We start from the raw sequence: 10,786 nt of genomic DNA, 5'->3' as shown, positions 1-10,786 counted from the left end.
TGCGGGTAGCGTTTTTGGATCCTTCTCGGGGAAGTTCCCTCGAGGTGGCGGTCATGGCAACTTCCTCGGAACCGGTTTCAGGAGGGCACCTCCTAAGGGGAAGGGAGGTGCGGGTTTTTCCCCCTCTGGGGGAGGCCCGGTTTTTCCGCCACGGGTGGCAGAGCTGGAGCCTGGCCGCTTGGGTGGACCTAAGGGAGCCCCCCAAGCCCCTTTTCCCCAAGGAGCGCCGCCCTCAGGCGGATGACCCCTTCCTTCTGGAGGTCGCGGACTGGGGGAAGGCCTGGTGGGGTAGCGGCCTTGGGGCCTTGCGTTTTCCCGAAGGGCAGGTCCTCCTTCTTGGGGCCCTGGATTTGGGGGCGCGGGTCCTGGGGCGGGAGGGGTTGCTTTTGGGGCGGTACGCCTCGGGGGAGGGGCGCTGGTTTTTGGCCTACGGGCCGGAAGAGGAGGTGTTTGCCGCTTACGCCCGGCACCTTCCCCGCCGCCTTGCCGGTAGGCCCCCCAGGGTCTGGTGCTCCTGGTATAGCTTCTATAACCGGATCCATGAGGCCCTGCTCCTTTCCACCCTGGAGGAGGTGGCTGGGCTTCCCTTTGAGGTTTTCCAGGTGGACGACGGCTGGCAGCGGGCCCTGGGGGACTGGGAGGCAGGGGAAGCCTTTCCCCGGGGGATGGCCTTTTTGGCGGAAAGGATCCGGGAAAAAGGCCTCAGGGCCGGGCTATGGCTGGCTCCCTTTTTGGTGACGGCGGATGGCCCCCTGTGGCACGCCCATCCCGAGTGGATCCTGAGGGATGGGGAAGGGAGGCCTATCCCCGCTGGCTTCAACTGGGGGAAGCCCCTTTACGCCCTGGACTCCGGGAACGAGGAGGTTCTGGACTACGTGGCCGGTCTGGTGCGCAAGGTGCGGGAATGGGGGTACGAGTACCTGAAGCTGGACTTCCTCTACGCTGCCGCCCTTCCCGGGGCGGAGGGGGAGGTGCGGTACCGTAAGGCCATGGAGCGGATCCGGGAGGCGGCAGGGGAGTCCTACCTCCTCTTCTGCGGCGCCCCCATCCTGGCCTCCTTGGGGCTTGCCGACGGCCTCAGGGTGGGCCCGGATGCCGCCCCCTACTGGGACAACGAGGACCGCTCCTTCTGGCTACAGGACCCCACGGGCCCGGGGCTAAGGAACGCCTTGCGCGCCACCTTGCACCGGCTTTGGCTTCGGGAAAACGTCCAGGTGGACCCGGACGTGGCCTTCTTCCGGAGTCGTTTCTCGCTGTTATCTCCTGAGGAGATGCGCTTGCAGGAGGCCATGGGGGAGATCGCCGGCTTCAAGGCCACCTCTGACCCTCCCTCCTGGCTTACCCCGGAGGAAGGGGAAAGGCTTCTGGCCTTCCTAAGCCGGGACCGGGCGGTGAAGCAGCTTGGCCCTTACCGCTTCCAGGTGGGGGAGGAGGTCTTGGACTATGCTCCCCTTCTATAGGCGGGTGCACCGGAAAGGGGATGGCCGGGAGCTCATCCTTTACGGGCTTCATCCCCTCGAGGACCCCCCTCTCCCGGAGCCCGCCGAGCCCTTCCGCCCCGCCCCCCACCTCCGCTACCATCCCCTGCGGCAGGAGTGGGTGGTCTACGCCGCCCACCGCCAGGAGCGCACCTTCCTTCCTCCCAAGGAGCACTGCCCCTTGTGCCCGAGCCGGGAAGGGGGCTTTCCCACGGAGATCCCCTTCCCCTCTTTCCAGGTGGCCGTCTTTGAGAACCGCTTCCCCTCCTTCGTGGAGGAGGCCCCCCCGCCCCCAGAGGGCCTCCCCGTGCCCGCGGGGGAGGCTTTGGGCCGGTGTGAGGTGGTGGTCTACACGCCTTCCCACACGGGAAGCCTGGCCACCTTGGGGGAAGAGGAAAGGTTGCTCCTCGCTTGGGCCTGGCGGGACCGGTACCAGGCCCTCTACGCCCTCCCCGGGGTGCGCTTCGTCATGCCCTTTGAGAACCGGGGGGAGGCGGTGGGGGTGACCCTGCACCACCCCCACGGGCAGATCTACGCCTACCCCTTCATTCCTCCCGTGCTGGAGAGGGAAAGCCAGGCCTTTCGGGAAAGGCCTGTGCTCCAGGAGCTTTTCCCCAGCCTAAAACCTTACGTGGTGGACGAGGAGGAAGGGTTTTGGGCCTTCGTTCCCCCCTTCGCCCGCTACCCCTTTGAGGTCTGGGTGGTCCCCTTGGAGCACCACCCCGGGCTTTGGAGCTTCTCCGAGGGGGAGATGGCCGCCTTCGCCAGGCTTCTGGGCCGGGTGGTGGCCCGCTACGATGCCCTTTACGGGGAGCCTTTCCCCTACGTCATGGTCTTCCACGCCGCCCCCCTGGGGGAGGAGCGCACCTTCCACTTCCACGTGGAGTTCTACCCCCCGAGGCGCGCCCGGGACCGGCTCAAGTTCCTGGCGGGGACTGAGCTTGGCGCCGGCACCTTCGTGGTGGACGCCTTGCCCGAAGACACCGCGCAGAGGCTTAGGGAGGTTCTATGAAATACCTGCTTGCCCTGGACCAAGGCACCACTTCCAGCCGGGCCCTCCTCTTCACCCTGGAGGGGAAGCCCATCGCGGTGGCGCAGCGGGAGTTCCGGCAGCTTTACCCGAGGCCGGGCTGGGTGGAGCACGACCCTGTGGAGCTCTGGGAGACCACCCTCTTTGCGGCGCGGGAGGCCCTCAGGGGGGCTGGGGTGGAGGCGGGGGAGGTGTTGGCCCTGGGGATCACCAACCAGCGGGAGACCACCCTCCTCTGGGACCGGGAGACGGGGAAGCCGCTCTACAACGCCATCGTCTGGCAGGACCGGCGGACGGCCCCCCTGTGCGAGGCCCTGAAGGCGCGGGGCCTGGAGCCCCTCTTCCGGGAGAGGACCGGGCTCCTTCTGGACCCCTATTTCTCGGGGACGAAGCTTGCCTGGCTCTTAGAGAACGTGCCTGGCCTGAGGGCGCGGGCGGAGCGGGGGGAGGTCCTCTTCGGCACCGTGGACACCTGGCTCCTCTGGAACCTCACGGGGGGTAAGGTCCACGCCACCGACCCCACCAACGCGAGCCGCACCCTGCTTTTCAACCTCCACACCTTGGCTTGGGACCCGGAGCTTTTGCAGGCCCTGGGGATCCCCGCCGCCCTCCTCCCGGAGGTCCGCCCCTCGGACGGGGACTTTGGAAAGACCCTGCTCGAGTTCCTGGGGGCTTCCATTCCCATCCGGGGGGTGCTGGGGGACCAACAGGCGGCCCTCTTCGGGCAGGGGGCCCTGGGAGAGGGGGAGGGGAAGTGCACCTACGGGACCGGGGCCTTCCTGCTCCTGAACACGGGGGAAAGGCCGGTGCCCTCACAAAGGGGCCTCCTCACCACGGTGGCCTGGAGCCTTAGGGGAAGGGCCACCTACGCCCTGGAGGGGAGCGTTTTTGCGGCGGGGGCGGCGGTGGGGTGGCTCAAGGGGGTGGGCCTCCTCTTGGAAAGCCGGGAGGTGGAGGCCCTGGCGGGGAGCGTGGAGGAGGCTGGGGGCGTTTACCTGGTGCCCGCCTTCGCGGGGCTTGGAGCCCCCTACTGGGACCCCTACGCCCGGGGGGCTATCCTGGGCCTCACCCGGGGGACGACCCGGGCCCACCTGGCCCGGGCGGCCCTGGAGGGGGTGGCCTTCTCCGTGCGGGACGTGGTCCGGGCCATGGAGGAGGAGGCTGGGGTCCGGCTCAAGGTCCTGAGGGCGGACGGGGGGATGGCGCAGAACCGCCTCTTCCTCAAGATCCAGGCGGACCTCCTGGGGGTGCCGGTGGCGGTGCCTGGGGTGACGGAGACCACCGCCTTGGGGGCGGGCCTGATGGCGGGGGTGGGGGCGGGGGCCCTTTCCCCGGAGGAGGCGGCGGGGCGCTTCTCCGAGGCGGAAAGGTTTCTCCCCGAGATGCCCCCTGAGAGGCGGGAGGCCCTCTACCGGGGGTGGCGGGAGGCGGTGGAACGGGCCCGGGGCTGGGCGAGGGAGGGGTAGTGGACCGGGAAGCCCTCCTTGAAAGGCTGAGGGAGCCCTTTGACCTCCTCATTTTGGGGGGCGGGGCCACGGGGGCCGGGGTCTTGTGGGAGGCCACGCTTAGGGGCCTCAAGGCCGGCTTGGTGGAGGCCCGGGACTTCGGCGCGGGGACGAGCAGCCGCTCCACCAAACTTCTCCACGGGGGGGTGCGCTACCTGGAGCTGGCCGTCAAACGCCTGGACCGGCGCCAGTTCAAGCTGGTGGTGGACGCCCTTAGGGAGCGGAGGGTGGTGATGGACCTTGCCCCCCACCTGGCCCGGCCCCTCACCGTGGTCACTCCCCTGTTCCGGCCCCTGGAGATCCCCTACTACTCCCTGGGGCTCAAGGCCTACGACCTCCTCGCCGGGGGAAGGCGCCTCGCCCCCAGCCGCTACCTCTCCTCCAAGGAGGTGAGGAGGCTCTTCCCCGACCTTCCCGAGACCCTGGGGGGCGTGGCCTACCAGGACGGGCAGTTCGCCGACTTCCGCCTGAACCTCGCCCTCGTGCTCTCCGCCTTAGAACGTGGAGCAGTGGCCCTGAACCACGCCGAGGCCACCGCCCTCCTGGTGAGGGACGGGCGGGTGCGGGGGGCGGTGGTGCGGGACCGGCTCACGGGGAAGGAGGTGGAGGTTTGGGCAAGGGCGGTGGTGAACGCCACGGGGCCCCTGGCCGACCGGGTGCGCCGCCTCCTGGACCCCGAGCTCCCCCCCTCCTCACCCCCTCCAGCGGGGCCCACCTGGTGCTGGACTACCCCCTGGAGGCGGGCCTCCTCCTCCCCCGGACCAGGGACGGGCGGGTCCTCTTCCTCCTGCCCTACCGGGGCAAGGCCCTTTTGGGTACCACCGACCTCCCCGCCGAGCCCGAGCCCTGCCCCCTCCCCCGGGAGGAGGAGGTGGCCTACCTCCTGGAGGAGATAAGGCCCTACCTGGGGGACCTCTCGGGCCGGGTGCGGGCGGCCTGGTCGGGCCTGAGGCCCCTGGTGGGGAGAGGGGAGACGAGGCTTCTGGTGCGGGACCACCTCATCGTGGAGGAGCGGGGGCTTTACACCCTCACCGGGGGGAAGTGGACCACCTTCCGCCTCATGGCCCAGGACCTGGTGGAGCGGCTCGCCAAGGACATAGGCCTCTCCCTTCCTCCCTCCGCGAGCCACGCCACGCCCCTCCTGGGGGCGGGGCCCATGCCCCAGCTCCCCCTTCCTGAGGCCCAGGCCCGGCACCTCTACGAGACCTACGGGACCCTGGCGGGGGAGGTCCTGGCTTTGGGGGAGAGGCCCCTTCTTCCCGGGCTTCCCTACCTGGAGGGGGAGGTGGTGTGGGCGGTGCGGCGGGAGCTTGCGCGGAAGCCCCTGGACGTCCTGGCGCGGCGGATGGGCCTGGCCTTCCTGGACCAAGAGAAGGCCCAGGAGGCCCTGCCGAGGGTGGTGGGGCTCATGGCGCCCCTATTGGGGTGGGGGGAGGAGAGGCAGCGGGCGGAGCTGGAGGAGGCCCAGAAGGCCCTCCAGGGGCTTTGCTAAGCCCTAGCCTTCCTGGCTCCGCTCCACCGCCTCCTTTTCCCGCAGGATGGCCCGCACCCTTTCCCCAGGGATGGTCTCTTCCCTGAGGAGCTCCTCGGCGATCCGGTGCATGGCCTCGGCGTGCTCCAAGAGGACCTGGCGGGCCCGGGCGTAGGCCTCGTCCAGGATCTTCCGGATGTCCTCGTCAATGAGGCGGGCAGTTTCCTCGGAGTGGTCCTTCTTCTTGGCGATCTCCTCCCCCAGGAAGATGGGCCCCGAGTCCGATCCCCAGGCGATGTTCCTGAAGTGCTCCCCCATGCCCCAGTCCAGGACCATGCGCTTGGCGATTCCCGTGGCCCGCTTAAAGTCGTCCTGGGCCCCGGTGGTCACGGTGCCGGTGAAGAGCTCCTCCGCCACCCGGCCCGCCATGAGGACGGAAAGCTCGTCCATGAGGTGCTCCTTGGAGACCAGGACCCTTTCCTCGGGCTTGCTCCAACGCGCCCCCAGGGCCATTCCCCGGGGAACGATGGAGACCTTCTCGGTTTTGTCGGCGTGGGGCAGGACCTCGCCCACCACGGCGTGCCCCGCCTCGTGGTAGGCCACGGCCCGGCGTTCCTCCTCGGAGAGCTTCAGGGCGGGGCGCTCCAGGCCCAGGACGATCTTGTCCAGGGCCTTCAGGAAGTGTTCCTTACGGATTCTCTTTTCCCCGTCCCTGGCGGCCAGCAGGGCGGCCTCGTTCACCAGGTTCTTGAGGTCCGCTCCCGAGAACCCCGGGGTGAGGTGGGCGAGTTCCAGGGCATCCACGTCCTCGGCCATGGGTTTGCCCCGCATGTGCACGAGGAGGATCTCCTTGCGCTCCTCCAAGGAAGGGAGGCCCACCACCACCTGGCGGTCAAAGCGGCCCGGGCGCAGGAGGGCCGGGTCCAGGATGTCGGGGCGGTTGGTGGCGGCGAGGACGATGACGGAGGTGTCCTTCTCAAACCCGTCCATCTCCGAAAGGATCTGGTTCAGGGTCTGCTCCCTCTCGTCGTGGCCGCCCCCGATGCCCGCCCCCCGTTTACGGCCGATGGAGTCCAGCTCGTCTATGAAGATGATGCTGGGGGCGTTCTTGCGGGCGTCCTCAAAGAGGCTCCGCACCCGGCTCGCCCCCACCCCCACGAACATCTCCATGAACTCGCTGGCGGAGACGGAGAAGAAGGGCACCCCGGCCTCCCCGGCCACCGCCCGGGCCAGGAGGGTCTTCCCGGTGCCGGGGGGGCCCACCAGGAGAACCCCCTTGGGGATCTCGGCCCCCAGCTCCAGGTACTTCTTGGGGTTTTTGAGGAAGTCCACCACCTCCATGAGCTCCCGCTTGGCCTCCTCGTGGCCGGCCACGTCCTTGAAGGTGGTGGCGACCCGCTTCTCCTTACCGTAGAGGCGGGCCCGGCTCTGGCCGAACTGCATCACCTGGCCCGCGCCTCCTTGGGCCCGCATGAAAAAGAACCAGAAGAAGAGGATGAGGAGCAGGGTGGGCCCCACGTAGAGGAGGAGCTGGGGCCAGAAGGAGGGGGGTTTGGTGACCACCTTGACCCCGTTTTCTTCCAGGAAGCGCAGCAGCTCGGGGTCCTGGACCTGGGCCGGGGGCAAGGGCACCTGGAAGCGCCTCGCCACCTGGCTTCCCCCCTGGGGGGTGGGGAAGCGCTCGGGTTCCTTGAGGAGGCCCAGGATGCGGGTTTCCTCCAGGGTGACCTCCGCCACCTTGCCCTGGCGCACCAGCTCCCGGAACCCGGTGTAGGAAAGGGTGGGGGCCGGGGGCCCGGTGAAGGCGGTGTAGGCCAGGTAGCCCAGAAGGAGCAAAAAGATGAGGGTAAAGGGGTTGATTCGCTGCGGCAACATCTACCTCCCTTGCCCTATGGTAGCGCCTGGCGGGTGAGAGGACTGAGGGGTGTGGTATCCTCTAGCGGCGATGAGGGGGGTCCTCGAGGCCCTGCACCAGGGGGATTACGACACCGCCATTGAACGCCTCACCCGCAAAGCCCTCTTCGGGCGGAAGGAGGAGGCCAAGGAGGCCCTTTTGCTCCTGGCCGAGGTGCACAGCCTCTACGGGATGGAGGGCCTGGAAAAGGCCCACCGGGCCCTGGAGGAGGCCTACGAGCTGGGGGGGCTGGAGTACAACCCCCTGTACCGGGCCCTTCTGGGGGAGCTGCTCGCCCTGGAGGGGCGGCCCGAGCGGGAGGTCCTTCCCCTCTTCCTGCCCACGGAAGACCCCAGGGCCCGCTACCACCAGGCCCAGGCCCTCTTCTACCTGGACCGCCTGGAGGAGGCCCTGGCGACCTTGAAGGAGGGCCTCCCCGCCTTCTTGGCCTGGCGGGCGGAGGGGCTTAAGGGGCGGGTTTTGGAGCGCCTGGGCCGCCACCTGGAGGCGGCCAGGGCCTACGAGCGGGGGGCGGAGCTGGCCCTGGGCCTGGAGCGGTACTGGCTCCTCCTGGACGCCGCCGCCATGTGGCTGGAGGCGGGGGAGGGGGATCGGGCCCTTCTGGCCCTGGAGGAGGCCGAGGCCACGGTGGGGGAGGAGGGTCCCGAGGACGAGGCCACCCGCCGCTACCTCCTGGCCCGGGCCCACCTCCTCTTGGGGAACCCCAACCGGGCCCTGGAGGAGGCCAGAAAGGCCCTGGAGAAGGAGGAGGAGAGCGGCCACAGGGCCTACGGCACCCCCATGGTGGTGGGGCAGGCCCTTTTGCAGCTGGGCCGCTACGAGGAGGCCATGGCCGCCTACCGGGAGGCCCTGGCCCGGGCGGAGGCCGCCGAGCGCCCCTATGTCCTCCACGAGATGGGCGTGGCTGCCCTGGACCACGGGGCCTACCTCGAGGCCGAGGGCTACTTGAGGGAGCTTTTGCGGGAGGAGGGCTACCCCTACCGGGCCCAGGCCCTGGCCGACCTGGCCGAGGCCCTGTACCGCCAGGGGCGCTACGCCGAGGCGGAGGAGGCGGCCCGGGAAGCCATGGGCCTGGGGGCGGAGGCCTCGGGGGAGCTCATCCTGGGCCATATCGCCTACGACCTCATGCACCTGGAGGAGGCCTTGGCCCACTACCGGAGGGCGGCGGAGCGGGCCGAGGAGGGGAGCCGGGAGTGGGTGGGGGCTCAGGAGATGGTGGTGGATACCCTGGCCCAGCTGGGCTACCGCTCCCCCGAGGAGATCCTGGCCCGGGCCGAGGCGGTCCTGCCCCACGTCCACCCTGCCGACGAGTGGCACCAGGCCCTCCTGGCCTACCGGGAGCGGGCCCAGGCCCTCCTCCGGGAAGGCCGGCGGCCTAACTAGCCCCCTTGCGCAAGGAGGCGAGGGCCTTCAGCACCTCCTGGGACCTCAGGGGTTTGGGGAGGTGGAGCACCCGCAAGGGGCGGAAGAGGAGGCCCGGGGGGGTTTCGCTCACCACGTACAAGGAGGCGAGCCTCCCCTCGGGGTGGGCCCGCACCCTTCGGGCGGCTTCCAGGGCCCTTTCCCCCTGGAGGACCACGCCCTTGGGCCTCTCCTTGAGGAGGCGCAAAAGCCCCTCCAGATCCTTGGCCAAAAGCACCCGGAAGCGGTGGGCCTCCAGGAGGTAGAGGAGAAGCCTGCGCACCACCCCGCTTTCCGCCAGGACCACCACCAGGGGGTCCTCCAGGAGGAGGGTGGAGGGGCGGAGGAGGCCCCGGCTTTTCATCTCGTGGAGGAGGTGGTAGACCTCCTCCTCGGGAAGGCCCGACATGAGGGCCACGCTCCGCGCCCTGCGCACCCCGTCCAGGAGCTCCAAAACCGCCCAGGCCTCCGGGGGGAGGGGGTGGCGGGTGGGGTCCTCCGCCAGGTGCAGGACCTCGTCCGGGTCCACCTGGCCCCGCCGCCACTCGTCCAGGCGGCGGGCGGCTTCCATGAGGGCCCACCCCGTGTCCAGGGTCTGGGGGAGGGCCACCTGGCTTCCCTCTACCAGGGGCTCGGCCAGGATCTCCCCCTCCTTTTCCCCCAGGAGGGTGGCGAGGGCCTCGAGGACCTGGGCTTGGAGGGCCTCTCTAAGCTCCTCTTCCCCGATGAGGCCGAGCTCCAGGGCCAAGGCCCCCAAAGGGGTGCCGGGGTTCTCCCGTCCCTGGCGCTCCACCAGCTCCTGCACCTCCTCCAGGGTCAGGTGGCCCAGACGCACCAGGTACTCCCCCAGGTGGGGGCCGGGCTCGGTGCGGGCGTAGAGGATGCGCCCCGAAAGGAGGTGCACCCGGCCGTAGACCCGGCCCTGGAAGCTCACCACCGCGCTTTTGCGGCCCAGGGCCAGGGCCTTCAGGAGTTCGGCCAGGTCCAGCTCCTCCAGGCTGGCCCGGATCATAGGAGAGGTTCCAAGGGAAGGGGAAGGCCCAGGTGGCGGTAGGCCAGCTCCGTGGCCACCCGGCCCCTGGGGGTGCGCTTCAGAAGCCCTTGCCGGATGAGGTAGGGTTCGTGGACCTCCTCCAGGGTCCCCGGGTCCTCGGAGAGGGCGGTGGCCAGGGTCTGGAGGCCCACCGGCCCCCCGCCGAAGCGGAGGATGAGGACCTCCAGGATCTCCCGGTCCCGGCGCTCCAGGCCCAGCTCGTCCAGGCCCAGGGCCGAAAGGGCCTCCAGCGCCCTCTCCCGGGTAATCACCCCTTCCCCCGCCACCTGGGCGAAGTCCCGCACCCGGCGGAAAAGCCGCTTGGCGATGCGCATGGTGCCCCGGCTTCTTCCGGCGATCTCCCGGGCGGCCTCCTCGGTGATGCCCACCCCCAGGAGCCCGGCGTCCCGCCTTATGCCCTCGGCCAGCTCCTCCAAGGAGTAGTAGTCCAGATGCTCCACGATGCCGAAGCGGCTCCTAAGGGGTGCGGTGATGAGGCCGGGCCGGGTGGTGGCCCCGATGAGGGTGAAGCGGGGAAGCTCAAGCCGGATGGTCCTCGCCGCCGGCCCCTGGCCGATGACGATGTCCATGACGAAGTCCTCCATGGCCGGGTAGAGGTGCTCCTCCGCCTGGCGGCTCAGGCGGTGGATCTCGTCAATGAAGAGGATGTCCCCCTCCTCCAGGGAGTTGGCCAGGATGGCCGCCAGGTCCCCGGGCTTCTCCAAGGCGGGCCCGGAGGTGACCCGGAGGTTCACCCCCAGCTCATGGGCGATGACGTGGGCCAGGGTGGTCTTGCCGAGGCCGGGGGGGCCGAAGAGGAGGAGGTGCTCCAGGGGCTCACCCCGGGCTTTGGCGGCCTCGAGGTAGACCCTGAGCTTGTTCTTCAGGCGCTCCTGGCCGATGTACTCGTCCAGGCTCCTAGGCCTTAAGGCGAGGTCCGAGGGCACGTCCAC

At 69.6% G+C, this 10,786-nt stretch carries 7 protein-coding genes and 1 pseudogene; 5 read left to right on the top strand and 3 right to left on the bottom strand.

Annotated elements, in window-relative coordinates; genetic code table 11:
- Window positions 1-107: 107 nt before the first annotated feature.
- The 4 genes and pseudogenes from ACZ5RK_RS10615 (at window position 108) to ACZ5RK_RS10600 (ending at window position 5,505) form a co-directional block, all read left to right on the top strand.
- The gene (locus tag ACZ5RK_RS10615) at window positions 108-1,460 is read left to right on the top strand and encodes a glycoside hydrolase family 36 protein (RefSeq protein WP_464909139.1); all 1,353 of its coding nucleotides are present in this window, start codon (window positions 108-110) and stop codon (window positions 1,458-1,460) included.
- Entirely contained in the window at window positions 1,444-2,490 is a 1,047-nt protein-coding gene (galT, locus tag ACZ5RK_RS10610; RefSeq protein ID WP_464909138.1) for a galactose-1-phosphate uridylyltransferase, read from the top strand. Before ACZ5RK_RS10615 ends, galT begins: the two co-directional genes overlap by 17 nt.
- A complete protein-coding gene (gene glpK / locus ACZ5RK_RS10605) occupies window positions 2,487-3,974 on the top strand; it encodes a glycerol kinase GlpK (protein WP_464909137.1) in 1,488 nt (495 codons plus the stop codon). The genes galT and glpK overlap by 4 nt, the downstream gene beginning before the upstream one ends.
- Window positions 3,974-5,505 (top strand): annotated as a pseudogene (locus ACZ5RK_RS10600) (FAD-dependent oxidoreductase). Before glpK ends, ACZ5RK_RS10600 begins: the two are co-directional and overlap by 1 nt.
- Before the next feature lie 3 nt (window positions 5,506-5,508).
- Here the strand turns inward: ACZ5RK_RS10600 and ftsH are convergent.
- Window positions 5,509-7,356 (bottom strand): ATP-dependent zinc metalloprotease FtsH, encoded by a 1,848-nt coding sequence (ftsH, locus tag ACZ5RK_RS10595; protein ID WP_464910088.1) that lies wholly within the window; start codon window positions 7,354-7,356, stop codon window positions 5,509-5,511.
- Window positions 7,357-7,429: 73 nt separating this feature from the next.
- Here ftsH and ACZ5RK_RS10590 point away from each other — a divergent pair, with 73 nt between their 5' ends.
- Complete coding sequence (locus tag ACZ5RK_RS10590) at window positions 7,430-8,782, top strand: tetratricopeptide repeat protein (RefSeq protein WP_464909136.1); 1,353 nt, start codon at window positions 7,430-7,432, stop codon at window positions 8,780-8,782.
- On the opposite strand, the gene ACZ5RK_RS10585 is transcribed toward ACZ5RK_RS10590, so the two are convergent.
- Together ACZ5RK_RS10585 and ruvB are read right to left on the bottom strand one after the other, a co-directional pair.
- Entirely contained in the window at window positions 8,775-9,812 is a 1,038-nt protein-coding gene (locus ACZ5RK_RS10585; protein ID WP_464909135.1) for a DUF4388 domain-containing protein, read from the bottom strand. The genes ACZ5RK_RS10590 and ACZ5RK_RS10585 overlap by 8 nt on opposite strands.
- Complete coding sequence (gene ruvB / locus ACZ5RK_RS10580; RefSeq protein ID WP_464910087.1) at window positions 9,809-10,780, bottom strand: Holliday junction branch migration DNA helicase RuvB; 972 nt, start codon at window positions 10,778-10,780, stop codon at window positions 9,809-9,811. Before ruvB ends, ACZ5RK_RS10585 begins: the two co-directional genes overlap by 4 nt.
- Window positions 10,781-10,786 lie beyond the last annotated feature (6 nt).

This window comes from Thermus kawarayensis JCM 12314, assembly GCF_055393575.1.
Note: the sequence above shows the minus strand (reverse complement) of the source record. Positions and strands in the feature narration are given on the sequence as shown.